Below are 24,747 nucleotides of genomic sequence, written 5' to 3'. Positions count from 1 at the left end.
GGTTCTCTCCTTCCAGGTCGCCGGATCGTAGAGCCCCGGCGCGTAGGCGCGAGAGCGGTCCCATTAGCCGAGACCCGTAAACTTGATAAGCTTGTCATCGTGTCTAACGAAGAAACGGCGCAGGAACACCTCGCCGTTCGCGAGCGGCGTCCGAATGGAGCGAGCTTCGAGGGCATCTACGATCTCCTCCTGAGAGAGGGGCCGGTTGGCCTCGCGCAGCATCCGCATCGCGATGTCATCGACGATGTCCGTCTGGGTGCTCGCTGGCCCGTCGAGCGGGAACGAAAGACCCGTGTACGATCGCACGCGCAGCCACCAGCCCGGCACCCTCGATGAAGACAAACTTTTCGCGCATGTCCCACATGGCGGTGTAGAAGAAATCGTTCTGATCGGACAGGCCGATCGGCATTTTCCGGCGCGGTTTCGAGAGCAGATCTGCGGATGGAATCGGCAACTTGGTTGCCGCAAGAAGCTTCTCCGTCTCCCGCACCAGCGCCTTCCAGCTACCTTCCGGCCTGGCGAGAGATGCCTTACCCTCTTCGAGCTTCCCCACGAAAGGCTCGATGTCGCGGCGGACGTAGGCGGCACAGAGGCATTTCGCGAGATCAGGGTCAGGAGGGAAGCCGGCACGTCGCAAGCCGTTGCGCAGATCGGGGAAGCTGCCGCCCAGCCTCTCGCGGATCTCGGCCAGCATCATGAAGCGCTCGGCAAATGCATTTGCCACGTCCGTCGGAACGACTCTTGCGCCTGGCTTGACGCCGGCGATCAGCCCGGCCTCGATGGCTTTCCGCAGACCGCGAGAATTGAGGCGCATGCGAACTGCTGCGGCGCTGAAGGAAGCAGCCTCACGCTTCGTGTCCAGCTTGTCGAATGCCGTCAGCACGTCGTCGGGATCGATGAACAGACCGGCCAGGCCGCTGCGCCCCTCCATGCGGACACGCACCTTAAGCCGGCCGTCTAGAATCCGACGCACTCCCTCGACAATCGTCAGCGGTTTTCCCCGGCCCAGCTTGGTTAACGCGAGCAGATTATCCGGTGCGGTCTTCTCTCGTCGAGCGCCGCCGCCCACCTTCGCCAAGAAATCGTCGATATCCTGCGGCCTGAACACGTAGTTGTGGCGCCGACCACCGCCCCGGAGGGCTGGCACCAGAGATTCGTCAGCCAAGAGCTTCATCATCGTGTTAAAGCCGATTCCGAGCCGCCGCTGCGTCTCGTCCAGGTTCATGGCGCCTTTCAGGTCGCGAGAGATGCGCGCGACCTCCTCGACGGAGAAGGAGATCTGGCTGCCCGAGCGCTTTTCGGTACGGATGAGTCCGAGCGCTAGGCCGATGCTCTCCATGCCATAAACACTGACACCCGCTTTCGCTGCGGCCGCCTTCAGCGAAAGCTTGCGGACCGCCGCGGCAGGCAGCTTACCCAGCCTCGCCTTCGGCACAATCGGAAAGCGCGCAGCACCGTGGACATGAAACGCTGCCGCGAGAAGCGACGAAAACTTGACGCCCCGCTTGTGATTGAACCAGTGATAGAGCCAGCCGTAGCAGGATGTGAAGCCCTCTTCGGGCCTGCCGCCCTGCGCGATGAAGCCGTCGTAGATTTTGGTGAGCACCTCTTCGAACTTGCCGTCGGCCAGCACTTCGAAACGCACTCCGCCTTGAGAACAGACGTGAAGAAGATCGGATCTGCGAGAAGCCTCGCTTCCGCTCCGCGGGCGAATCCTTTGGCCAGCTCTTTGTGGACGTCTTCCCTGAATTCGTCCCCGGCTCCGGCGTGGCCTTGAGCCATGTCGGCCCTCGCAAAGTGTGCGAGCGCTAGGATCGCCGGACGCTTCTTGTGCTCATCAGGCCAGCGGATCGGGTGCAGATCGTCGATTTTCATGGCGAACCTCTTCATCGAGGTCGCGAATCTACCCGGAGACCGTGCAAGACCGAAGACGCCGACTTAGACGCTGCTCTGGACGGAGGCGAGGGGCTCGAGATCAGGTCCCGAGTTCTGAGGCATATGTTGGTTCGCCTACCCCAGCGGTCAGCCCGGAGCTTAGATGCCTGGCCGCGGACGTCCTTACTTCCACTCCGCTAAGCGCTCCTGCAAGATTTCATGCGCTCTCCGACGATAGTCGTCCTTGCTGAGGTTCAGCGTGTCTTGCCCTTCATCGGCTTCGATGATTGCCATGATTAGGGCCATAGTCAGATTGTCTCCGTCCTTAAGAGGCACGTCGACCTCAGCTTCGAAAACTTCTGTCCGGAGCTTCGCGCCGCGCGAGGTCCGCGCCTTCAAGGTTACCAGCGCGTGAAGCACATCCTCGTCCGAGACGGCGATTGGCTCGACAGAATAAGTGCGCTCAATAGTAGGGCCGGCGGAGTCCGCCATTTCCGCAACAGAGTACGTGATCGGTTTTACTATTTTCTTCGAGAAGTAGTTCGCGAGCTCTTTTGCCTTCATATCCCCGCCTCCGTGCTTCAGCGGGAGGCTACGACCGGATCCTGCAAATCGGAATCGTCGTAAAGCGGCTATTTCACCGCAAAAAGTGTGCTTCTCTTATCTCAGGTTGCAATTTTAGAGCTCGAAAAACGTGACACACTTATGTGTCCTTTGACACTCTTATATGTCCCAGCACACGAGGTGACGTCCGGCCGAGGGCTACGGATCCAGCTCGGTGTCCCAGTACAAGTAATCGAGCCAGCTCTCGTGCAGATAGTTCGGCGGGAACAGCCGACCGTTGCGATGGAGCTGATGCACCGTCGGGGCGAATGCGGTCTGGCGCGGAAACATCTTGGCCTGTTCGGGCGTCAGATTGCCCTTGCGCAAGTTGCACGGCGAGCAAGCGGCGACGACGTTTTCCCAGGTGGTCTGGCCGCCCTTGGAGCGGGGGATGATGTGATCGAAGGTGAGATCTTCGGGCGCGCCGCAATACTGGCAGACGAACCGATCGCGCAGGAACACGTTGAACCGGGTGAAGGCCGGATGCGTGGTCGGTTTGACGAAGGATTTCAGAGAGACGACGCTGGGAAGCCGAAACTCGTGGTTCGGACTATGCACCGCGCGGTCGTAGTGGGCGACAATATTGACGCGATCAAGGAACACCGCTTTGACCGCGTCCTGCCACGACCAAAGCGACAACGGATAGTAGCTGAGCGGCCGGAAGTCCGCGTTGAGCACCAGCACCGGCCAACCGCCATGTGAGACATGCGCGTTCAAGAAACGCTCCTGACCCCCGTCGATCGACGCTGCGAAGCAGCATGCGAAGGCATACTACAGTCAGCGTGACGGGCTTGTGAAGGGCGATGCAGAAATGTCTCTCCCGCAGGGCGGGATTTCAGCCCAAGCTGGAGCGCATAAGCAGCAGACGTATTCCAGAAACCCGTCGCTTTAGAGGTGTTTGTTCCATTTTTACCCGCCGCGTTGACGGGACCGCGGCGGCCTAGCAGATTGCCCAGTGACAGTTCCCGTAAATCCGCCAACCTAAGTGAGGAGGCGTCATGTCCAGCGCAGCAACCGCATCGATCAAAGCCGTCGCAGAAGCACCCGCCCACCGTCCCGGCCGCGGCCGGGTGTACGAGTCGATCGCCGATGCTTACGGCGATACGCCGCTGGTACGTCTGAACCGGCTGCCGCAGCAGCACGGCGTCAACGCGACCATCTATGCCAAGCTCGAGTACTTCAATCCGGCGAGCAGCGTGAAGGATCGTATCGGTGCGGCGATGATCGCGGCGCTGGAGCAGGAAGGTATCATCAAGCCCGACACCGTGCTGATCGAGCCGACCTCCGGTAACACCGGTATCGCGCTGGCCTTCGTGGCGGCCGCCAAGGGCTACCGGCTGAAGCTGGTGATGCCGGAATCGATGTCGATCGAGCGCCGCAAGATGCTGGCGTTCCTCGGCGCCGAACTGGTGCTGACCGAAGCCGCCAAGGGCATGAAGGGCGCGGTCGCCAAGGCCGAAGAGCTGGTGGCGGCGACCCCGAACGCGGTGATGCCGCAGCAGTTCAAGAATCTCGCCAACCCGGCGGTGCATCGCCGCACCACCGCGGAAGAGATCTGGAACGACACCAACGGTGCGGTCGATATCTTCGTGGCCGGCGTCGGCACCGGCGGCACCGTCTCGGGCGTCGGCCAGGTGCTGAAGCCGCGCAAGGCGTCGCTGAAGGTGGTGGCGGTCGAGCCGGAAGAAAGCCCGGTGCTGTCGGGCGGCGCGCCCGGCCCGCACAAGATCCAGGGCATCGGCGCCGGCTTCGTGCCGGATATCCTCGATCGCTCGGTGATCGACGAGGTGGTCAAGATTCCGAGCGCCACTGCGATCGAAACCTCGCGCGCGCTGGCGCGGCACGAGGGTATCCCGGGCGGCATCTCGTCGGGTGCGGCGATCGCCGCTGCGATCGAACTCGGCAAGCGGCCGGAAAACGCCGGCAAGACCATCGTGGCGATCGTGCCGTCGTTCTCGGAACGCTATTTGTCGACGGTGCTGTTCGAAGGCGTGTGATCGAAAGAGTGTAGATGCCGGATGGCGGGTGCGCCCGCGATCCGGCTCAACGCTGACTTAAGTCACTACCAGATCGGCGCCGGTGAGCCGGCGGTAGGCGTCGAGATAGCGCTTCGAGGTGGCCTCGACGATCTCGGCGGGCAGCTTCGGCGGCGGCGCTTCGCCATTCCAGCGCCCCGCGCGGCGTTCGGCGTCGAGATAATCGCGCAGCGGCTGCTTATCGAACGACGGCTGCGACCGGCCCGGCGCGTAGGTGTCGGCCGCCCAGAACCGCGAACTATCCGGCGTCATCACCTCGTCGATCAGGATGATCCGGCCGTCCTTGTCACGGCCGAACTCGAACTTGGTGTCGGCGATGATGATGCCCTGCTCGCGGGCGACCTGTTCGCCCTGGGTGTAGATCGCGCGCGTCATGCTCTCGAGCGTGTAGGCGGCCTCGTCGCCGATGATCTCGCGCATCCGTGCGATGGTGATGTTCTCGTCGTGGCCGGTCTCGGCCTTGGTGGCTGGCGAGAAGATCGGCGGCTCCAGCCGCTCGCTCTCCTTCAGCCCCTCGGCCAGCTTCTCGCCCGCCAGCGTGCCGGAGGCGGCGTACTCCTTCCAGGCCGAGCCGGTGATGTAGCCGCGGATCACGCATTCGATCGGGAACACGGTGGTGCGCCGGCACAGCATGGTGCGGCCAGCCAGCGCGGCGCGATGGCCCTGCAGCGCCGGGACCGCGGCGATGATCTCGTCGATGTCGGCGCTGATCATGTGATGCGGCACCACGCCGCCGAGCTGACCGAACCAGAATGCGCTCACCTGGGTCAGCACCGCGCCCTTCATCGGGATGGTCTCGCCCATCACGACGTCGAAGGCGCTGATCCGGTCGGTGGTGACGAGCAGCAGCCGGTCGTCGTCGACGGCATAGATGTCGCGCACCTTGCCGCGGCCGATCTTGGTCAGCGGCAGGTCGCTCGAGAGCATCGTGGTCATGGGCGGTGTTCCAGGCAGAGACGGCCGCCGGTGCAGCCGGCGGCGGGGATCGTTTCGGGCCCGCAGTCTATCATTCCGGCAGCGGAATGAACTCGCTCTCGTTCGGGACGGCGGCGAAACGACCGGTTTTCCAGTCCTGTTTGGCCTGTTCGATCCGCTCTTTGCTGGACGAGACGAAATTCCACCAGATGTGGCGCGGCCCCTCCAGCGCATCGCCGCCGAGAAACATCATCCGCGTGTCCGTCTTTGCCCGGACAGTGATGCGGTCGCCGGGGCGGAAAATCAGCAGGGTCGGGCCGACGTGGCGCTCGCCGGCGATCTCGACCTCGCCGTCGACCACATAGATCGCGCGCTCCTCGTGGTCTGGATCGAGCGGCACCGCGGTGCCGGCCTTGGCGTTGACCTCGACATAGAACCACGGCGATACCATCGTCACTGGCGAGGCTTTGCCGAACGCCGAGCCGGCGATCACCCGGGCGGTGAAGCCGGTGTCCTGCACCATCGGCAGCGTCGCCGCAGCGAAATGCTGGAAGCTCGGCGCGATCTCTTCGGACGCCTGCGGCAGCGCGATCCAGCTCTGCAGGCCGAGCATCGACTGGCCGTCGCGCCGTTCCACGTCGGGCGTCCGTTCGGAATGCGCGATGCCGCGGCCGGCGGTCATCAGGTTCATCGCGCCGGGCGCGATCTCCTGGATGTTGCCCTCGCTGTCGCGGTGCATGATCTTGCCGTCGAACAGATAGGTGACGGTGGCGAGCCCGATATGCGGATGCGGCCGGACGTCCATGCCCTTGCCGGCGATGAACTGCACCGGCCCGAAATGATCGAAGAAGATAAAGGGGCCGACCATCTGCCGCTTGCCGTGCGGCAGCGCGCGGCGCACCGCGAAGCCGTCGCCGAGATCGCGGGTGCGCGGCACGATGATCAATTCCAGCGCATCGCAGGTGGTCGGATCGCCGAGCACCGGATCGTTGGTGGGCATCCAGCTCATTGGATCACTCCCAAGTTGTCTTCGTCATTGCGAGCGAAGCGAAGCAATCCAGGAGCCGAGTGGACCGAGGTGGATTGCTTCGTCGCTTCGCTCATCGCAATGACGGCGTGAGGCCCGTGTAAGATGCGGCAGGCATGCCGTCGTTTATCATGCCGTCGTCGCGGGCTGCGGGGCGCTGGCGGTCTTCGCGTTGCCCTTGCGCGGCTCGCTGGTCACCGGCTTGGTCGGCACCAGCTTGCGCACCGCGGACGCGGCGGCGATCTGGCCGCGTTCGAACAGCGCCTCGTGGTTGGCCTCGATGTCGCCGAGCGCATATAGGTAGTTGACCATCAGCCCGTGCGACTGCCGCATGCCGTTCGGCGACCGATCGCCGAGGAAGTTCAGCCGGTCGAGCCGCGCGCCGTTGCCGAGGTGGAAGCGGGCCACCGGATCGAGCGGCCGGCCGTTCGGCCCCTTGGCCTGCAGGAAGTAAGCGGCGGCGAGCTGCAGCACGATCGGCTTCAGCCGGTCGGCGGTGTCGGCATCGTCGAACCAGTTCGGCGTATCCAGCGCTTCGAGTGCGGTGCGCGCAGAAGCATCGAGCAGCGTCGAGTCCGGATTGTCGCGCTCGCGCTTCAGCCACTTCGCAAAGCCCGGCACAGGCGACAGCGTCACGAAGGTCTGCACGTTCGGCAGCTCGCGCTTGATCTCCTCCACCACCTGCTTGATCAGGAAATTGCCGAACGAGATGCCGGCGAGGCCCTGCTGGGTGTTGGAGATCGAATAGAACACCGCGGTGGTGGCGTCGCTGGCGGCGATCGGCTCGCGCTCGAGATCGAGGAGCGGCGCGATCGCGGCCGGGCTGTCCTTGGTCAGCGCGACCTCGACGAAGATCAGCGGTTCGTCGACCAGCCGCGGATGGAAGAAGCCGTAACAACGCCGGTCCGGCGGGGCCAGCCGCGCGCGCAGATCGTCCCAGTCGTGGATGGTGTGGACCTGCTCGTAGCGGATGATCTTTTCCAGGATGTTGGCAGGCGTCGTCCAGTCGATCCGCTGCAGCACCAGAAACCCCCGATTGAACCACGACGTGAACAGATGCACGAAGTCGTCGTCAACGTGACGCAGCTGCGGATGTGCAGCGATGCGGGCCAGAACCGCCTCGCGCATCTTCACTAGCGCGGCGGTGCCGCCCGGCGCGTGATTGAGGTGGCGGATCAGTTCCTGTCGGCGCGGCTCGGCGGCGCGGAGCAATTCGCCGGTCGCCTCGGCCGAGGCGTCGGCACGAAACGCTTCGATCGCGGCGTTGAGTTCGGCGAGGTCGGGCCCGAACTGTTCGGCGAGAGCATCGAGAAACGCCAGCTTGTCCTCGTCGTCAGCAGCCTCGTAGCCGGCGAGCAGTGACGCAGCGAGCGCGACGCCGGACGCTTCACCGCGCCGCGACAGGAGCGTTTCGCCAAGCGCGATCAGTTCGTCACCAGACATCGGCTGCGAGCTGGTCAGCCCGAACAGGCTGCGGCCGCGCTCAGTGAGGCTGTTGAACAGGCCGCCGAGAAACTCCGAAGCGCGGTCTGCGGTGGTGGCTATCGGCATCAGCTTCATCCCCAGGCTTGCGACATCGTCGCTTCACGTACGAAGCGCGGTACGTCACAACCATAGACGTTCCGGACAACGCCTTCCAGACGCATGAGCAGGACGATGGTTTCGCCACGGCTTCGTGACCGGCCGGAACGGGATGTCGCTGGGTTCGCCGAGGACCGCCGCCGGCTAATTCGCCAGCACTTCGGCGGTGACGTCCTCGACATTGTGCAGCAGGCACATCAGCTTGCCGTCGGCGTCGCGCACCGGGGTGTTGATCGACTGCCAATAGCGCTCGACGAACACGCCCTCGGCGTTGCGGACATCGTAGCGCTGCACGGCGAGCGCGTGCGGCTGGCCGGTCTCGACCACGGTGCGCAGTGAGTTGTAGACGTTGCTCACGCCGTCGGCGGTCTCGACCGCCGGATTGTCGGGGAAGATCTCGAACAGAGGTTGGCCGACGATGCCGTCGCGCGACGTGAAGGTGGCGCGCGCATAGGCGTCGTTGATGTCGATGATCTTGAGGCCCGGCCCGGCATCGATCAGCATGTAGGGATGCTCGGACGTATCGAAGCTGGCGCGGATTTGCGCCAGCACCGAATGAAGATCGCCGCCGCGGTTGCGATAGGCCAGCGGCGACAGATCGGCGCCGGAGATCTGCGAATGCAGCAGCGCCAGTTCGCGCTTGGCCGACGACAGCAGGCCGAGCAGCGTCCGGCGCAGCTTCTCATCCTCGGCCGTCTCGAGCAGCTTTTGGAAGTGCGCGATATTCTGTTCACAGACGAAGCGTTGCATCGACCGCTCTCCGTCTTCCGGGAGTGTCGGCTCTTCTGCTACGCCAGATTGCGAGTATGTCAATACCGCTAACGGTTCCCTAGCGACCCAGGGCGGTCGCTTCGCTCACCTTGGCGAACCGCTCCAGCGTCAGCACCGCATCGGCAAAACTCTGCGCGCGACCGTCCAGCACCGGACGGGCGAGCTGCAGGAATTTCTGCGTCATCGCCTGGTCGCTGGGGAACGAGTTCGGCTCGCCGGACGGATCGGCGTAGATCCGTTCATGCACGCCGTCCTCCGTGGTGATCGACACGCGGGCGCCGAACGGATGGGTTTTGCCTTCGAGCCGTTCGTCGCGCACCACGTCGAATTTGTCCGCGAGCGCATCGATCGCTGGGTCGCCAAGCCGCGTGTAGTCGTCCCAGCCGAAGCTGCCCTGCTCCAGCGCCAATGCGCCGGTGAAGAACATCGAGAACTGACCGCCGACGATCGAGCGCGGATGCCGCTTGGTCGGCGCGTCGCCGGTGAGCGTGATGCCGTTCTTGTGCAGCCCGACTTCGACGCGCGTGATTTGCGCCGGCGTCAGATTGTGCTCGCGGCGCATCGCGATCAGCGCGTCGATCGCCGCGTGCGTGTAGCGGCAGCTCGGATACGGCTTCACGCCGATCTTCATGGTCTCATAGACGCTGCCGAGATCGGCGACCGCTTTGTCATGATGCGGCGTGTCGGTGTAGCCGACCAGCAGGCCGTGGATGCCCTCGACCGACTCGGACGAGCCGATGAAGCCGTTCTTCGCCAGCGTCGCGGCGATCACGCCGTTCATCGCGGCGGCGCCGACCTGATAGCGCTTATTCCACGCGCCGTTGACCAGGAATTGCAGCGAGCCTGCGGCCTGGCTGCCGGAGACGCCAAACGCCGCGACGATCTGATCCTGCGGCAGGCCGAACAGCTTGGCGGCGGCGGCCGCGGCGCCGTAGGTGCCGGCGGTTGCGGTGGGGTGGAAGCCGCGCGCGTAGTGCGAGGTCGGATCGAGCGCGTTGCCGAGCCGGCAGCACACTTCGTAGCCGGCGACGATTGCGGTCAGCACATCGCGGCCCGAGGCGCCGACCAGTTCGCCGACTGCGAATGCGGCGGGCACCACCGGGGCCGACGGATGCAGCGACGAATCGGCATGGGTGTCGTCGAAATCAAGCGAATGCCCGAGCGCGCCGTTCAGCAGCGCCGCCACCGCCGGGGTCCAGCGCTTGTCGTCGCCGAACACCGTGGAGTCGCCGGCTCCGTCGAGCGACAGCGCCTGCAGCATCTGCAGGATCGACGGTGTCGATTCGGCTTCGCGCCGGGCGCGGATCGCGCTGCCGAGGAAGTCCAGCGTCAGCAGCTTGGCGCGCGCCAGAACGTCCTGCGGAATGTCGGTGAATTGCAGCGCGGCGACGTAGCCTGCGAGCGTGGCGGTTTCGTTGGCCATCTGGGCTCCCTCTTTTGCGCGGCACGTTAGGCGGGCCGCGGACGCGGTTCAAGCCGCGCCGGTGCAGGGCCCATCCGCAGTGCTGCGGATTTGCGCGGTGCGCAGGGCCGTGCTCTCTGGCGCGGGTGATTCCGCGCCAGACGGTGCAACCGGAACGATTGCTGCCGCCGATGACATCCTCCAGGACACGCTTGCTTTCACAATGGAAACCACGCCAGCCACAATGGGGGCTGGCCCTGCGTATCACCCTCGCGGCGCTGCTTGCGCTTGGGGTCGCGCAGAGTCTGCATTTGCATTTGCCGCTGTGGGCGGTGCTCACCGCGATCATCGTGACGCAGACCAGCGTCGGACGGTCGCTGAAAACGGCGGGCGATTATCTCGTCGGCACCATCGGCGGTGCGATCTACGGCGGCGCCATCACTATCTTCGTGCCGCATCACAGCGAGCTCGGGCTGCTCGGGGCTCTGGCGCTTGCGGTCGCGCCGTTGGCGCTGATCGTGGCGATCAAGCCCAACCTCAACGTCGCCACCGTCACGGCGATCATCGTGCTGCTGGTGCCGACCATCACCAAGGTCGAGCCGCTGGCCTCGGCGATCGACCGCGTGCTCGAAGTCGGCGTCGGGGCGATCGTGGGGCTCGCGGTGTCGTTCGTGGTGCTGCCGTCGCGCGCGCAGGGGCTGGCGCTCGCCGCCGCGGCGCGCTCGCTGGAGCTGATGGCCGATGCGCTCGGCGCGCTGCTGGCCGGCCTGACCAAGGGCCTCGACAACGACGCGCTGCACCGGCTGCAGGACGGCATCGGCGCGTCGCTGGTGACGCTGGCCGAAATCGGCGCCGAGGCGCAGCGCGAGCGGAACGCCGGGCTGTCGCGCGGGCCGGATGTCGCGCCCCTGGTCCGCACCCTACTGCGGCTGCGCCACGATCTGGTGATGGTCGGTCGCTCGGCCACCGCGCCGCTGCCGCCGTCTCTGCAGGAGCGGCTCGGTGGCGCGATCGACAATCTGCGCCTTGCTGCGACCTCGCATCTGGCCGCCTGCGCCGAGGCGCTGCGCCAGCGCCATGCGCCGCCGCCGCTGGGCCCCATGGAACAGGCGCTGGCCGCCTATGCGGCCGAGGTGGCCGCGGTGCGGCGCGACGGGCTGATCCGGGCGCTGCCGGGCGATCAGGCCGAGCGGTTCTTCGCGCTCGGTTTCGCCATGGAGCAGCTCCACCAGAACTTCCGCGACCTGGAAATGCGGGTCACCGAATGGGGCCAGCCCAGCAAGCCGACCGCGCGGGTCGCGTAGCTCAGATCTTGTAGACCATCACAAACACGGCTGCGACCAGTGGCACCGTGGCGATGATGCCCCAGACCAGCCAGGTCTTGGCGTCGCGCCAGTACTGCGCTGGGATTTCGCCGCCCTGGGCGAAGCTGCGCGCAAGGCGCGCCTGCCGGATCTGCAGCGGGATCAGGATGCCGAGCCACATCACGCCCGAGACCACGAACAGGATCTGCCCGGCCACCAGCCAGAACGAGGTGAACAGCGGCATATCCTTCACCAGCGCGGCGCCGTAGCCGCCGATGATGATCAGGGCGATGCCCGCCAGGGTGAAGATGAAATCCGAGACCGTCACGCCGCGCTGCGCATGCGCCACGATCTTCGGATCGCGGGTCATGTCGGAGAACGCCTTCCAGAAGGCTGTGATGGTGACGTTGCCGACCAGCACGACCACGCCGACGACGTGGAGAAACTTGAACACATCATACATCGGGTCTGTTCCGCGCCTGTGCCGTCGTGACCAGCACTCCGCCGCGCCACTGCTCGAATTTTCGTTTTGTGCTCATGGTTTTGGGATGATTTGTCAAATCGACCTTCGTCGCCCGGAAAGCTGCAGCGCTTTGGAATAACGCGCGCATCGCTGAGCGCATGCGTTTTCGCTCCCACATCGGCCGGACTGCTTCAACACGCCGCGCGTAGCTTCAATCCACCCCGCTTATCGCATCGGTTCCGGGCGTACGGCAGGAACGTTCAAACCGCTTTGCGGTTGGGCCGGCGTGACAGCGACAGGAGCTCACCCATGAAACAGGCATTGCTTGCTGCCCTCTGCTGCGCAGCAATCGGCACGTTCGCCGGCACCGCTTCGGCCCAGACCACCGGACCGGCGCCGCAGGATTCGACCAAGATGAACAGCGGCATGTCCGGCGGCGGCTCGCCCGGGATGTCCGATAACGGCATGTCGAAGGGCTCGACCCAGGGCATGGCGACCAGCAAGTCGAAAAAGCACTCCTCGAAGAAAAACGACGTGCAGCCCAGCAGCATGTCGAAGGGCCCCGCCAAGTAGCTCGCGTTTTCGGGATTCCTCCCCGACTATGGCCCGCAGCAGCAAGCTGCGGGTCTTTTTGTGACCGCGGATCATCGGCTGGCGCAGATCGGCTGGTCGCCCGCGCGGGCCTACCATATTGCACCGCAGCAATTATATCCGTGCCAGGGCAGGGGCACAGACCAGGAGCGACCGTGTCACTAAAAGACCATATCGATTTCCTCGGCCAGCTCCGAAAAATGCACAGTCTCAATGGCTTGGCTTGGGGCGAGGCGGCTCACGACAGCCGGCTCGCCGAGACCACCGCGTTTGGCGCCAATCCCGGGGACTTGCGGATGTTCTCGTTCGTCCCTGAGGGGATCACGCAGAAGCTGCCCTTGGTCGTTGTCCTGCACGGCTGCACCCAGAATGCCGCCGGCTATGAGATCGGCGCCGGCTGGTGCACGCTGGCGCAGCGTTACGGCTTCGCGCTGTTGCTGCCGGAGCAGACCCGCGCCAACAATCCCAACACCTGCTTCAACTGGTTCGCGCCGGACGACATCCGCCGCGACAGCGGCGAGGTCGGCTCGATCCGGCAGATGGTCGAGCACATCGCGCGCAGCCATCACATCGACCGTGCGCGGATCTTCGTCACCGGTCTGTCGGCGGGCGGCGCGATGGCGGCGGCGATGCTCGCGACTTATCCGGACGTCTTCGCCGGCGGCGCGGTGATCGCGGGCTTGCCTTATGGCGTCGCGCTCAATGTGCGGCAGGCGCTGAAGGAAATGCGTCACGCTTCGGCGCGCACGGGCCATCAGCTCGGCGATCTGGTGCGCGGTGCCACTGCGCACAAAGGGCCATGGCCGAAGCTGGCGGTGTGGCACGGCGATGCCGACCGGACGGTTGATCCGGCCAATGCCGATGCGCTGGTCCGGCAATGGCTCGACCTGCACGGGCTGCCCGAGGCGCCGATGTCTCAGAACAAGATCGACGGCTATCCGCACCGCGTGTGGTGGAATTCGAGCGGTGAGCCCGTGGTGGAGTCCTACACCATCACCGGCATGGCGCATGGTACGCCGCTCGGTGCTGGCGCCGGGGATGAACGCTATGGCGTTGCCGGGGCCTATCTGCTCGATGTCGGGATTTCATCGTCCTACCACATCGCGCAGTTCTTCGGCCTGACCGGCAGGGTCTATCAGACGCGATCGTCTGATAAGACGGCTGTGGCACGAGTCGCCACGGATGGTCATCGCTCCGGTGCGACCGACGCTCCGCAGGCCGCTCACCGCAAGTCGCAACAGCGATCCAACAAGGCCGGCGCGTCGGATGAGGCGCCTGATAGCAAGCGCGGGCTCGATGTCGGCGCTGTGATTACCCGCGCCCTCACCGCCGCAGGATTGATGAAGTAAGCGCTCGGTTCCCTGATCGGGTGCACCAATTATGCGCACGCAACGGTGCAGCGGGGTACGGAACGGATCGCCGAAGCGAGACTTGTCAGACCACCTTTCACCGAACGGGAGTCTGACCATGATCAATCGTTTTGCCGGAACCGCTATCGTCGTCCTTGCCCTTGCGGCGCCTGCTGTCGCCAACGCCCAGGGCGTTCCGGGCGGCATCGAGCGTGGTGCGCGCGATGGTGAGCGCGCCGCAGGCCCGGTTGGCGCGGTGGTTGGTGGAACGATCGGTGGCGTCGTCGGCGGCGTAGCCGGCATCCTGGGCGTCGACGATCGTCCGCAGTTCCGTCACTACGTGGTCGAGCAGCGTCATCCGTCGTTCCGCTATCGTGACGAAGTTCGCGTCGGCGTCGTGCTGCCCTCGGACGGCGTGACCTATTATGAGGTGCCCGATCGCTTCGGCCGCGCCAGCGAATATCGCTACACCGTGGTGAACGATCGCACCGTGCTGGTCGATCCGAGGACCCACAAGGTTGTCGAGATCATCGAGTAATCGGAACGACCGGATGAACGAGGGGCGGGCCGTGTCGGAGGGGACGCGGCCCGTTCTCTTATGTTCAGGGCCGCGCGCGCTGCAGCGTCTCGGAGGGCTTTTCGCCGAACATGTCCCGATAGTCGCGGGCGAAATGGCCGAGGTTGGAGAAGCCACAGGACAGCGCTGCTGCGGTCACGGTGGTCGGCGTCGTTCCGTCCGACAGCAAATTATGGGCGTGCTGTAGCCGCACCCGCTTGGCGAACGCCATCGGCGAATAACCGCGGCTTCGCTGGAACGCCTTGAAGATGCCGCGCGAGCTGATGCCGGTGAGGGCGGTCAGCTTTTCGATGGTGATCGGCCGCATCCAGTTGGCTTCGATATATTCCTCGACCTGGCGGACGTGCTTCGGCGCGATCCCGTGCGACTCGCGCTCGAGCTGCCGACTGTAATTGTGCCGGAAGGCGCTGAGGAATAGCAGGGTGATGGCCTCCTGCAGCTCGCCCAGCACCACCGGTGGCAGCGGGCTGCAATTCAGCTGATTGGCCAGGAAGCACAGCATCCGGCGCAAGTTGACCACTTGCGGCGCTTCGTTGTTGGCCGCCGGCTCGAATTCGATCGACGCCTTCGGCTTACAGCCGAGCAGGGTGGTCAGCTTCCGCTCCAGCGCCGTGGTGCTGACGCGCAGCAGGCTGAAGCTGTAGGACGGGCCATATTCGGTGCGGGCGTTGCGGCCCGGCGAGATGATGCCGGCCTGCCGCGCGTTGATCGCCGTGCTGGTGCCGCCGCTGCGGGTGATGAATTGCCCCGACAGAGCGATCTGCAGCCGCGCACATTCCCCCTCAGGGAATTCGACCACGATCGATCCGGTGCCGACACCGAAGGCGAGCGCAATGTCATCGAGCTGGACGAAATTGCTGCGCGCGTGGAAATCGGCGCAGATCGGGCCTTCCACCAACTTGGCGCCGTAAACGGAGCTCAAGGCTTGGCGCAGTTCTTCCGGATCGGCGGTGTCAAACGCGGGGTACCGGGAGAGAGGTTCGTTGAGAAGCTCGACGGTCATCTCCGATTACGTCTCCAGTCCGCACGCAACATTCCGGCCGATCCTGGTAACAGAACGAGGGAACCGTAGGTCCTCGTAAGATTCCCAGGTATTTGCGGAAAATTGGACGTAGCAGCCGGCAATAGGTTCAAACGACTGACCAGGGCACCGTTTGACGGCCCGCGCGAAAGGCATTTCGGCCAGCGCGAACGAGTCGCGCCGGCCGGGTCAGCTCAGAAAAACGGAAGCGCCGGAGGTGGCGGTCAGGCTTCGCCCGTCAGGAATGGGTTGGTCAGGCGCTCCTGACCGAAGCTGGAGCCGGGCCCGTGACCGCAGATGAAGCCGACGTCGTCGCCGAGCGGCAGCAGCTTTTGAGTGATCGACTGGATCAGGGTGGCATGGCTGCCGCCGGGCAGGTCGGTGCGGCCGACCGAGCCGGCAAACAGCACGTCGCCGACGAAGGCGAACCGCATAGCATCGTTGAAGAACACGACGCTGCCCGGTGAATGGCCCGGGCAGTGCAGGATCTGGAAGCTCAGCTCGCCGATGCTGACGCTGTCGCCGTCGGCGAGCCAGCGGTCCGGGGTGACGTCACGGACGCCGTCGATGCCGAAGCTGCGGCCGGAATTGACGACGTTGTCGAGCAGGAACTGGTCGTCGCGATGCGGGCCGATCACCTCGACCTTCAACGCATCGCGCAGATCGGCGGCGCCGCCGACATGGTCGATGTGGCCATGGGTGAGCCAGATCGCGCCGACCTCGACGTTGGTCTTTTCGATCGCAGCCAGAATCTCCGGCACGTCGCCGCCGGGATCGACAACCACGGCTTTGCGGGTCGCTTCGCACCACAACAGCGTGCAGTTCTGCTGGAACGGCGTCACGGGAATGATTGCGGCGCCGGCTTTGGCCTTGGTCTGGGTCTCGGTCATGGCCGGGACAATGCCGCGTCGAAGAGGGTGAGTCAAAGCTCGGCTCACCCTCCGGTATCGCCGCTTGCGCCCGAACCGCCGGCAGCGCTCGCTATCGCTTCAGCTGCGCTTTCAGGGTCGCCTCGACCTCGCGGTCGAACGACGAAGCCTGCTTCGGCTGCTTGTCGCGCTGCGCCAGCAGATAGGCATCGCGCTGCTTCACCAGGGCTGCGAGTTTGTCGTTGAGCGCCTTGCGGGCCGTCATCTGGGCGTCGAGCCTGGCGGCACGTTGCTCGGCCGGCAGCGCGCGCAACTCCGGCGGCAGGTCCGCGTCCTTGACCTGATCGAGCTTCTGCCGCCCGGCCAGCACGTCGCTGACCAGATCGCCGCCGCCGGTCACGGCCTCGGACGAACTGCGGGCGCGCTTGTTGATGTAGCTGGCCATGTCGGACGCCGAGGCCGGCGCCGCGGCCGCGACCTGAGCGAGCTGTCCGGTCTTCTCTTCGGTCCGGCGCTGCATCGGCGCGGGGCCGTAGGGGATCACGGTGCCGTTGATCTGTTTCTGCAGGATGATGATGTCGTCGTCATAGGGCGTCTGGATCACCACGATCTGGCCGCCGTCCTGCGGGATGGGGATGTAGCGTCCGCGGCCGCCGTCGGCGATCTCGCGCCACACCCGCGCGGTGTCCTGCGCGGTGCCGGCCTGCACCGCGTTGACGATGATGTCTTTCTGCCGGGCGACCGCCAGGGTCTCGGGGTATTTGGTGTCCTGCGCGTAGTCCATGTGCGGCGGAGCATCGCCGACCAGGAACACGATGCGGCGGGTGTCGCCGCCCTGCCGCCAATGCAGCTTGTTGATGGCCGTATCGAGCGCCTCGTTGACGCTTTCGGGCCAGTCGCCGCCGCCGCGCGCCTGCAGTTGCAGGAGCTGGCCGTAAAGGTCCTGGATGTCGGTGGTGAGGTCGACGCTGCGGACCACGTAGTCGTCGCCGATGTCCCGATAAGCGACCAGCCCCATCCGGATGTCGGCGTCGGGATTGTCGTCGAGGATTGTGGTGGCGATCGACCAGATCTTGCGCTTGGCGCCTTCGATCAGGCCGCTCATCGACCCGGTGGTGTCGAGTACGAATGCGACTTCGACCGAGGGCCGCGCTTGCGCTGCCGTTGCGAAGGAGAGTGGAAGCGCCAGCGCGGCGGCAGCCAGCGCGGTTTTGAGAGTGATGCGTTTCATCGTGATGGTCTCCGGCGCCCCCGCCAAGCCCGCAACCCAATGCTCCGCCGTGCGGCACCTTCGAAAAGGTGCCGCCGCAACGGTCCTGCGGCCGAGATTGGAACTGACGTGACCGGTTGGGCACCCGCTCCGACTTCGGCTAGACTTGGACGCGATGGAATCGAATGCCGTTCAAATGATTCTGCCGCGCGATCTGCGGCAGTCGGAGACCGCGCTCAGCATTGCGCGCGGCACGCAGCGGCTGCTGCGTTCGCTCGGCTTCGCCTGCGTCAGCGAACTGCCGCTGCCGTCCGGGCGGCGCGCCGATCTGGTGGCGCTGAACGAGCGCGGCGAGATCTGGATCGTGGAGATCAAATCGTCGGTGGAGGATCTGCGGGCCGATCACAAATGGCCCGACTACCGGGCGCATTGCGACCGGCTGTTCTTCGCCTTCACTCAGGATCTGCCGTGCGAGATTTTTCCGGCCGACACCGGGCTGATCGTGGCCGACGGTTACGGCGCTCATCTGCATTGCGAAGCGCCGGAGCACAAGCTGCCGGCGGCGACCCGCAAGGTGATGATGCTGCGCTTCGCGCTGGCCGCCGCCCAACGTCTCGGACGCCTCGCCGACCCGCAGGGATTTGCCGAAGGGTCGTAGCTCCGTCATTCCGGGGCGCCGCGTAGGGGCGAGACCGGCATCCCGATGGATTAGTCGCGCGTCAGATTCCGGGTTCGCGAACGTTGTTCGCGCCCCGGAATGACCAGGCTGATAATCGATAGAGGGCTGTGCTTAGCGTGGCGCGCGCTTGGCGAGGATGCGCTGCAGGGTCCGGCGGTGCATGTTGAGGCGGCGCGCGGTCTCGGAGACGTTGCGGTTGCACATCTCGTAGATGCGCTGAATGTGCTCCCAACGGACGCGGTCGGCCGACATCGGGTTCGGCGGCGGTTCGGACTTCTCGTTGCCGGTCGAGAGCAGCGCCGCGACGACGTCGTCGGCGTCCGCCGGCTTCGACAGATAGTCGACCGCGCCCATCTTCACCGCGGTCACGGCGGTGGCGATGTTGCCGTAGCCGGTCAGCACGATGGCGCGGCAATCGGGGCGCTCGCGCTTCAGCGCAGAAACCACATCGAGGCCGTTGCCGTCGCCGAGACGGAGATCGACCACGGCGAATGCGGGTGCCGCCTTGCCGATCTGGGCGAGACCGCTGGAGACGCTGTCGCACGCCGTGACCGCGAAGCCACGCGTTTCCATGGCCCGTGCCAGCCGGTCGAGGAACGGCTTGTCGTCCTCCACGATCAGCAGCGAGCGATCGGTGTGGTCATTCAGTTCGGGAATGGCGTTCACGGCGGGGCTCCTCGTCGAGTGTCACAAGATATGGGGGTGCGACACCGCGCTGCCAAGAGCGTGCGCCTGCGACCGGAGCGCGCGGGGCAGATCAAGCCATTGTTTCTTCGGTCTTTTCGATGGTCTCGAAGCGGTTCCTGGGCCAGCTGAGCTGGACGATGGCACCATGATCCGGGAAGGTCTTGTTGCGGAACTCGACCTTGGCGCCGGTCCGCTCCAGCAAGGTCCGGGCGATGAACACGCCGAGGCCGAGGCCCGACCGCTCGCGATTGGGATCGTCGGCGCTGCGGCGGCGTGACAGATAGGGCTCGCCGATCCGGCGCAGCACGTCCGGCTTGATGCCCGGACCGTCGTCCGACACCACGATCTGCACGGTGTCGGCGTTCCACCAGGCATTCACCTCGACGGCGTTGCGGGCGAAGTCGACGGCGTTCTCCAGGATATTGCCGATGCCGTACAAGATCGCGGGGTTGCGCATCACCACCGGCTCGGGTTCGCCGTGCTGCGCCAGCCGGATCTTGATGGCGATGCCGAAGTCGCGATGCGGCGCCACCGCTTCCTCGATCAGCGTCGACAGTGGCATCCGGTCGAACGGTGCGCCGGCCGACGACAGCTGGGCGATCTTGCCGAGGATCTCGCGGCAGCGCTGCGCCTGTTCGCGCAAGGTCCGCAGGTCGGAGGCCATCTCGGGCGGGGCGGTTTTTTCCAGCTCGCGCGAGATCAGGAAGATGGTCGACAGCGGCGTGCCGAGTTCGTGCGCGGCCGCGGCGGCAAGACCATCGAGCTGGGTCAGATGCTGCTCCCGCTCCAGCACCAGTTCGGCCGCCGACAGCGCGTCGGCGAGCTTGCGGGCCTCTTCGGTAACCTGGAAGGTGTAGAGACTGGTGACGCCGATCGCGAGCAGGATCGAGAGCCAGACGCCGACCAGATAGATCCGCGGCAGCGCGACCGGCTCCTCGCCGGCCCAAGGCAGCGGCAGATGGCTGTAGCCGAGGAATGCCGCGCAGCCGGCCGCGAAGATCCCGAGCGAGATCGTCATCCGGGTCGGCAGTGCGGTGGCGCTGATCAGCACCGGGCCGAGGAACAGGAACGCGAACGGGTTCTGCAGGCCGCCGGTAAAGTACAACAGGCCCGCCAGCTCGGAGATGTTGAGCGCGAGCAGCAGCGCGGCGTAGATCGGCTCCATCCGCTGCATCGGGTTGAAGGCGATCTGCAGCGCGAGGTTGACCAGGCCCGACACCGCGATGATGACGATGCACGGCATCACCGCGAAGTCGAATTCCAGCCCTTCCGAGACCACGAAGATCGCGGCGAGCTGGCCGAGCGCCGCCAGCCAACGCAGCCGCAGGATGGTATCGAGGCGAACGTGGCGCCGCGGATGCCGGAAGTCGGCGGAAATCAGATCATCGGACATGGGCCGGACAGTAGCGTCGGCGGGTCGGTATGCCAATTGACGCCGCCCGCGGCGGATCGCCCGGCGGCACGCTTGCGCTCACCGCCGGCAATCGCCAAACAGGCTCCATGATGGCGATCGATAGCGTTGGCCGGGTCGACGACCCGGCGGGGTCTTCCTCCGTGTCTGCGGCGATTGAAGTCTCGCATCTGGTCAAGACCTACAAGACCACGCGGGCGGTGGACGACATCTCGTTCCGGGTGCCGCGCGGCAGCATCACCGGGCTGCTCGGCGGCAACGGCGCCGGCAAGACCACGACGATCGCGATGATCATGGGGCTGGTGCTGCCGACCGCAGGGCGGATCCGCGTGCTCGGCTGCGCGATGCCGGAGCAGCGGGCCGACGTGCTCGGCCGGATCAACTTCGAAAGCCCCTATGTCGACATGCCATCGCGGCTGACGGTGCGGCAAAACCTGACGGTGTTCGGCCAGCTCTACGCAGTGCCGGACTTACGCGGCCGGATCGCCGAACTCGCCGCCGATTTCGATCTGACCGACTTTCTCGACCGCGCCTCCGGCAAGCTGTCGGCCGGGCAGAAAACCCGGGTGGCGCTGGCGAAGGCGCTGATCAACCAGCCCGAACTGCTGTTGCTCGACGAGCCGACCGCCTCGCTCGATCCCGACACCGCCGACTGGATGAGGTCGCATCTGGAGAGTTATCGCCAGCGCCGCGGCGCCAGCATCCTGCTGGCTTCGCACAACATGCTCGAAGTCGAGCGGCTGTGCGATCGCGTCGTGATCATGAAGCGCGGCCGGATCGAGGACGACGATACGCCGTCGGCGATCATGGCGCGCTATCACCGCTCGACGCTGGAGGAGGTGTTTCTCGACGTCGCCCGCGGCCGGGCACGGGATGCTGAATCATGAGAAGTCTGATCGCCGGCCTCGAACTCGGTCACGGCCTCGCCTGGCATCGCATCAGCGCCATGGTGCTGCGCTATTGGTACCTGCTGCTGTCGTCATGGCCGCGGCTGTTCGAGCTGGTGTACTGGCCGGCGCTGCAAGTGATCACTTGGGGCTTTCTGCAGAGCTACGTGGCGCAGAATGCCGGGTTCTTCGCCCGCGCCGGCGGCACGCTGATCGGCGCTGTGATCCTGTGGGACATTCTGTTTCGCGGTCAGCTCGGGTTTTCGATCTCGTTTCTCGAGGAGATGTGGGCGCGCAATCTCGGCAACCTGATGATGAGCCCGCTGAAGCCGCTCGAGTTTCTGATCGCCTTGATGATCATGAGCCTGATCCGTCTCGCCATCGGCGTCGTGCCGATGGTGGTGCTGGCGATGACGCTGTTCGACTTCAACCTGTTCGGCTTCGGCCTGCCGCTCGGCGCGTTCTTCTGTAACCTGATCTTTACCTCGTGGGCGCTCGGCATCTTCGTGTCGGGACTTGTGCTGCGCCATGGCCTCGGCGCCGAAAGCATCGTCTGGAGCCTGATGTTCGGCGTGATGCCGCTCGCCTGCGTCTACTATCCGGTCGCGGTGCTGCCGCATTGGCTGCAGGTCGTCGCCTGGATGCTGCCGCCGACCTACGTGTTCGAAGGCATGCGGGCGCTGCTGATCGATCACCAGTTTCGCGGCGATCTGATGCTGTGGGCGCTCGGCATCAATGTGGTGCTGTTCGTGGCCGCGTTCATCAGCTTCCTGGCGATGCTGAACAGCGCCCGGCGTCACGGCTCACTGATCCAGAGCGGCGAGTAGGATGAATCCGGACAGGCCTGTGGACTGTCCGTGCTTACTTTTTACGCGGTGAAGCGCATATTTCGATCTTGTGATTGACGCGCCTGTACCCAGCCGCCACTATGTTGCGCTGCACGGGGTTACGAGGGACACGACACGATGCCGGTTGTCATTGGTGAATTTGGTCGCCCGCCGGAGATGCCTGCGGAAGTCAGTCCGGCGCTGACCACGCCGATGTACTGGTTCTACGAGATGGCGCACGCCTCGCTGAATCCGGCGCGGGCGATGTCGGACGCGACCAAGCTGGCGTTCAAGAACCCGCTCAATCCTTGGAGCCACACCGAATTCGGCAAGTCGATCGCCGCGGCCTGCGAAGTGTTCGAGCGCACCACCCGCCGCTACGGCAAGCCGGAGTGGGGGCTCGACGACACCGAGGTCAACGGCATGCGGGTCCCGATCGAGATCCACAATGTCTGGGAAAAGCCGTTCTGCCGGCTGCTCTATTTCGAGCGCAAGCTGGAGCGCCCGCTGCGCCATCCGCAGCCACGGTTGCTGATCGTAGCGCCGATGTCCGGCCACTACGCCACGCTGCTGCGCGGCACGGTCGAGGCCTTCCTGCCGACCCATGAGGTCTACATCACCGACTGGGCAGACGCCCGGATGGTGCCGGCCGCGGCCGGGCGGTTCGACCTCGACGACTATGTCGATTACGTCATCGAGATGCTGCAGACGCTGGGCGGCAACGTTCACGTCATGGCGGTATGCCAGCCGTCGGTGCCGGTGCTGACCGCGGTGTCGGTGATGGAGGCCAACGAAGATCCGTTCGTGCCGCTGTCGATGACGCTGATGGGTGGCCCGATCGACACCCGCCGCAATCCGACCGCGGTGAACAATCTCGCGGCCGAGAAGGGCATCGACTGGTTCCGCAACCACGTCATCACCAAGGTGCCGTTCCCGCATCCGGGCTTCATGCGCGACGTCTATCCGGGGTTCCTGCAGCTCAACGGGTTCATCAGCATGAACCTCGACCGGCACATGGACGCGCATCGCAACCTGTTCAACCATCTGGTTCAGGGCGACGGCGACCTCGCCGACAAGCACCGCGAGTTCTACGACGAGTATCTGGCGGTGATGGATCTGACCGCGGAATTCTATCTGCAGACGGTCGATCTGGTGTTCGTCAAGCACGCGCTGCCGAAAGGCGAGATGACGCATCGCGGCAAGCTGGTCGAGCCGTCGAAGGTCAAGCGCGTCGCGCTGATGACGGTGGAAGGCGAGAACGACGACATCTCCGGTCTCGGCCAGACCGAGGCGACGCACGGTCTGTGTTCGTCGATCCCGGATAATCGGCGCGTGCACTACGTGCAGAAGGGCGTCGGCCACTACGGTGTGTTCAACGGCTCGCGTTTCCGTTCGGAAATCGTGCCGCGTATCTGTGATTTCCATGCGTCGTCGGCGAGCGATACGCCGGCGCGCGCGGCGGAGTGATTACTACGCGTCGTCATTAGCAGGCGCTGTGGATGACGCGTTGCTGCTGATCAGTTTGCGCTGATAAATCAAGGCGCAAGCGGGTTGATCAGTTGTGTACATAGCTTGGGGGAATCCGGATTCATGGGTTCCGCAAGTAGTGAGGAGTGAGTCACCTCTCAGGGTATCGTTTTGAATCGAAATTCGCGAAAATTTCGAGTTCCGAGCCCCATCACTTAGGGGTGCGACATCGGCTTTGCCCTGTATATTGGGCAAATGATTTGTTTTTGCGCCGAGCGCTTCCCATGGCGGCGGTTATGGCAGATTCCAGGGGACCTTCTTTTCCCTGGACCTGCAGACATGGCCCGCGCACTTCTCTATCGGCGCCCCACGGAGCCGTCGACAATCCCCGTCCGACACGGCTCGCAGTTCTTCGCCGTTCGCATTCGCCGCCACCGCCGCGCGCGACGTTACACCTTGCGGATTCATCCGAGTGATCGCGAAGCGATTCTGACGATGCCGCCACGCGGCACGCTGGCCGACGCCAAGGAATTCGCCCAACGTCACGGCGCGTGGATCGCCGCGCGTCTCGGCCGACTGCCGAAGGCGGCGCCGTTCCTGCCCGGCACGCTGGTGCCCCTCCGGGGTCAGGACCATAAGATCGTGCACCGCGCCGGGCGCGGCACGGTGTGGACCGAAGTGCGCGAGTCCGGCGAAAAGATCCTGTGCGTCGCCGGCGAGACCGAGCATATCGAACGCCGGGTGCTTGATTTCCTCAAGCGCGAGGCCCGCCGCGACCTGCAGAAGGCCTGCGATCGCTATGCGCCGGAGCTCGGCGTGAAGGTGACGCGGCTGTCGATCCGCGACCAGTCGAGCCGATGGGGTTCGTGCACCTCGGCCGGCTCGCTGTCGTTCTCGTGGCGGCTGATCCTGGCGCCGCCTTATGTGCTGGACTATCTGGCGGCCCACGAAGTCGCGCATCTAGTCGAGATGAACCACTCGGCGCGGTTCTGGCGCGTGGTCGGCAAGGTCTGTCCGCAGATGGAGCGCGCCAAGACCTGGCTCGACTCCTACGGCAACGACCTGCACCGCTACGGCATCAGCGACTGAGGTGCGTTGGACGCGGGCGCGGTGACTGCGGCCTGCCGCGCGCCGCTCAGACTTGCACGCCGCGTCACCGTCCGAACAGCCGATCCATCAGCCAGCCATCGAGGCC

25 protein-coding genes are annotated in these 24,747 nt (G+C 65.1%); 10 read left to right on the top strand and 15 right to left on the bottom strand.

The features are described 5' to 3' along the window. Positions 1-63 precede the first annotated feature (63 nt). The 4 genes from DY467_RS10100 to DY467_RS10085 all read right to left on the bottom strand — a co-directional run bounded on the left by DY467_RS10100 (position 64) and on the right by DY467_RS10085 (position 3,195). A complete protein-coding gene (locus DY467_RS10100) occupies positions 64-228 on the bottom strand; it encodes a hypothetical protein (protein ID WP_164635736.1) in 165 nt (54 codons plus the stop codon). 7 nt (positions 229-235) lie between these two features. Then, a complete protein-coding gene (locus DY467_RS10095) occupies positions 236-1,645 on the bottom strand; it encodes a hypothetical protein (protein ID WP_164635734.1) in 1,410 nt (469 codons plus the stop codon). Positions 1,646-2,058: 413 nt separating this feature from the next. Then, the gene (locus tag DY467_RS10090) at positions 2,059-2,439 is read right to left on the bottom strand and encodes a hypothetical protein (RefSeq protein ID WP_164635732.1); all 381 of its coding nucleotides are present in this window, start codon (positions 2,437-2,439) and stop codon (positions 2,059-2,061) included. A gap of 198 nt (positions 2,440-2,637) precedes the next feature. Beyond that, positions 2,638-3,195 carry an HNH endonuclease gene (locus DY467_RS10085; protein WP_107342762.1) on the bottom strand — a complete coding sequence of 186 codons (558 nt, stop codon included), beginning with the start codon at positions 3,193-3,195 and terminating at the stop codon, positions 2,638-2,640. A gap of 281 nt (positions 3,196-3,476) precedes the next feature. Here DY467_RS10085 and cysK point away from each other — a divergent pair, with 281 nt between their 5' ends. Beyond that, on the top strand, positions 3,477-4,475 hold the full coding sequence (gene cysK, locus DY467_RS10080; RefSeq protein WP_164635730.1) for a cysteine synthase A: 999 nt from the start codon (positions 3,477-3,479) through the stop codon (positions 4,473-4,475). 57 nt (positions 4,476-4,532) lie between these two features. On the opposite strand, the gene DY467_RS10075 is transcribed toward cysK, so the two are convergent. The 5 genes from DY467_RS10075 to DY467_RS10055 all read right to left on the bottom strand — a co-directional run bounded on the left by DY467_RS10075 (position 4,533) and on the right by DY467_RS10055 (position 10,231). Next, positions 4,533-5,450 (bottom strand): phosphoribosylaminoimidazolesuccinocarboxamide synthase, encoded by a 918-nt coding sequence (locus DY467_RS10075; RefSeq protein WP_107342764.1) that lies wholly within the window; start codon positions 5,448-5,450, stop codon positions 4,533-4,535. Between the two features lie 70 nt (positions 5,451-5,520). After that, complete coding sequence (locus tag DY467_RS10070) at positions 5,521-6,438, bottom strand: pirin family protein (protein ID WP_164635728.1); 918 nt, start codon at positions 6,436-6,438, stop codon at positions 5,521-5,523. A gap of 147 nt (positions 6,439-6,585) precedes the next feature. Continuing rightward, on the bottom strand, positions 6,586-8,007 hold the full coding sequence (locus DY467_RS10065; protein WP_164635726.1) for a malonyl-CoA decarboxylase: 1,422 nt from the start codon (positions 8,005-8,007) through the stop codon (positions 6,586-6,588). A 174-nt stretch (positions 8,008-8,181) separates the two neighbouring features. Continuing rightward, complete coding sequence (locus DY467_RS10060; RefSeq protein ID WP_164635724.1) at positions 8,182-8,787, bottom strand: PAS domain-containing protein; 606 nt, start codon at positions 8,785-8,787, stop codon at positions 8,182-8,184. 79 nt (positions 8,788-8,866) lie between these two features. Next, positions 8,867-10,231, bottom strand: a complete 1,365-nt coding sequence (locus tag DY467_RS10055; protein WP_164635722.1) for an MmgE/PrpD family protein — start codon at positions 10,229-10,231, stop codon at positions 8,867-8,869. 170 nt (positions 10,232-10,401) lie between these two features. On the opposite strand from DY467_RS10055, the gene DY467_RS10050 reads away from it, so the two are divergent. Continuing rightward, the gene (locus DY467_RS10050; protein WP_107346401.1) at positions 10,402-11,514 is read left to right on the top strand and encodes an FUSC family protein; all 1,113 of its coding nucleotides are present in this window, start codon (positions 10,402-10,404) and stop codon (positions 11,512-11,514) included. A 1-nt stretch (position 11,515) separates the two neighbouring features. Here the strand turns inward: DY467_RS10050 and DY467_RS10045 are convergent, their stop codons facing one another. Continuing rightward, positions 11,516-11,977: a DUF2269 family protein gene (locus DY467_RS10045; RefSeq protein WP_107354079.1), complete on the bottom strand. Its 462-nt coding sequence runs from the start codon at positions 11,975-11,977 to the stop codon at positions 11,516-11,518. A gap of 309 nt (positions 11,978-12,286) precedes the next feature. On the opposite strand from DY467_RS10045, the gene DY467_RS10040 reads away from it, so the two are divergent. The 3 genes from DY467_RS10040 (at position 12,287) to DY467_RS10030 (ending at position 14,455) form a co-directional block, all read left to right on the top strand. After that, positions 12,287-12,550: a hypothetical protein gene (locus DY467_RS10040; RefSeq protein ID WP_164635720.1), complete on the top strand. Its 264-nt coding sequence runs from the start codon at positions 12,287-12,289 to the stop codon at positions 12,548-12,550. Between the two features lie 173 nt (positions 12,551-12,723). After that, positions 12,724-13,917, top strand: a complete 1,194-nt coding sequence (locus tag DY467_RS10035; protein ID WP_164635718.1) for an extracellular catalytic domain type 1 short-chain-length polyhydroxyalkanoate depolymerase — start codon at positions 12,724-12,726, stop codon at positions 13,915-13,917. 118 nt (positions 13,918-14,035) lie between these two features. Continuing rightward, the gene (locus tag DY467_RS10030) at positions 14,036-14,455 is read left to right on the top strand and encodes a DUF1236 domain-containing protein (RefSeq protein WP_107342771.1); all 420 of its coding nucleotides are present in this window, start codon (positions 14,036-14,038) and stop codon (positions 14,453-14,455) included. 64 nt (positions 14,456-14,519) lie between these two features. Here DY467_RS10030 and DY467_RS10025 read toward each other — a convergent pair whose 3' ends face one another. The 3 genes from DY467_RS10025 to DY467_RS10015 form a co-directional block, all read right to left on the bottom strand. Further along, positions 14,520-15,497: an AraC family transcriptional regulator gene (locus DY467_RS10025; protein WP_107342772.1), complete on the bottom strand. Its 978-nt coding sequence runs from the start codon at positions 15,495-15,497 to the stop codon at positions 14,520-14,522. Positions 15,498-15,739: 242 nt separating this feature from the next. Next, positions 15,740-16,405, bottom strand: coding sequence for an MBL fold metallo-hydrolase (locus DY467_RS10020; RefSeq protein ID WP_107342773.1), 666 nt, complete (start codon positions 16,403-16,405; stop codon positions 15,740-15,742). A gap of 91 nt (positions 16,406-16,496) precedes the next feature. Then, positions 16,497-17,615, bottom strand: coding sequence for a vWA domain-containing protein (locus DY467_RS10015; RefSeq protein ID WP_164635716.1), 1,119 nt, complete (start codon positions 17,613-17,615; stop codon positions 16,497-16,499). A gap of 154 nt (positions 17,616-17,769) precedes the next feature. Here DY467_RS10015 and DY467_RS10010 point away from each other — a divergent pair, with 154 nt between their 5' ends. Beyond that, positions 17,770-18,252 (top strand): MmcB family DNA repair protein, encoded by a 483-nt coding sequence (locus DY467_RS10010; protein ID WP_164571828.1) that lies wholly within the window; start codon positions 17,770-17,772, stop codon positions 18,250-18,252. A 132-nt stretch (positions 18,253-18,384) separates the two neighbouring features. Here the strand turns inward: DY467_RS10010 and DY467_RS10005 are convergent, their stop codons facing one another. Next, complete coding sequence (locus DY467_RS10005; protein ID WP_107342775.1) at positions 18,385-18,939, bottom strand: ActR/PrrA/RegA family redox response regulator transcription factor; 555 nt, start codon at positions 18,937-18,939, stop codon at positions 18,385-18,387. A gap of 91 nt (positions 18,940-19,030) precedes the next feature. Next, positions 19,031-20,353, bottom strand: a complete 1,323-nt coding sequence (locus tag DY467_RS10000; RefSeq protein ID WP_107342776.1) for an ActS/PrrB/RegB family redox-sensitive histidine kinase — start codon at positions 20,351-20,353, stop codon at positions 19,031-19,033. A gap of 107 nt (positions 20,354-20,460) precedes the next feature. Here DY467_RS10000 and DY467_RS09995 point away from each other — a divergent pair, with 107 nt between their 5' ends. The 4 genes from DY467_RS09995 (at position 20,461) to DY467_RS09980 (ending at position 24,641) form a co-directional block, all read left to right on the top strand. Next, positions 20,461-21,258 carry an ABC transporter ATP-binding protein gene (locus tag DY467_RS09995; RefSeq protein WP_205502242.1) on the top strand — a complete coding sequence of 266 codons (798 nt, stop codon included), beginning with the start codon at positions 20,461-20,463 and terminating at the stop codon, positions 21,256-21,258. After that, complete coding sequence (locus DY467_RS09990) at positions 21,255-22,085, top strand: ABC transporter permease (protein ID WP_107342778.1); 831 nt, start codon at positions 21,255-21,257, stop codon at positions 22,083-22,085. The genes DY467_RS09995 and DY467_RS09990 overlap by 4 nt, the downstream gene beginning before the upstream one ends. 138 nt (positions 22,086-22,223) lie before the next feature. Continuing rightward, on the top strand, positions 22,224-23,552 hold the full coding sequence (locus tag DY467_RS09985; RefSeq protein ID WP_107342779.1) for a polyhydroxyalkanoate depolymerase: 1,329 nt from the start codon (positions 22,224-22,226) through the stop codon (positions 23,550-23,552). A gap of 255 nt (positions 23,553-23,807) precedes the next feature. Further along, a complete protein-coding gene (locus tag DY467_RS09980; RefSeq protein WP_107342780.1) occupies positions 23,808-24,641 on the top strand; it encodes a M48 family metallopeptidase in 834 nt (277 codons plus the stop codon). Positions 24,642-24,747: the final 106 nt, after the last annotated feature.

Source organism: Rhodopseudomonas sp. BR0G17 (genome assembly GCF_010907025.1).
GTDB lineage: Bacteria > Pseudomonadota > Alphaproteobacteria > Rhizobiales > Xanthobacteraceae > Rhodopseudomonas > Rhodopseudomonas palustris_H.
Note: the sequence above shows the minus strand (reverse complement) of the source record. Positions and strands in the feature narration are given on the sequence as shown.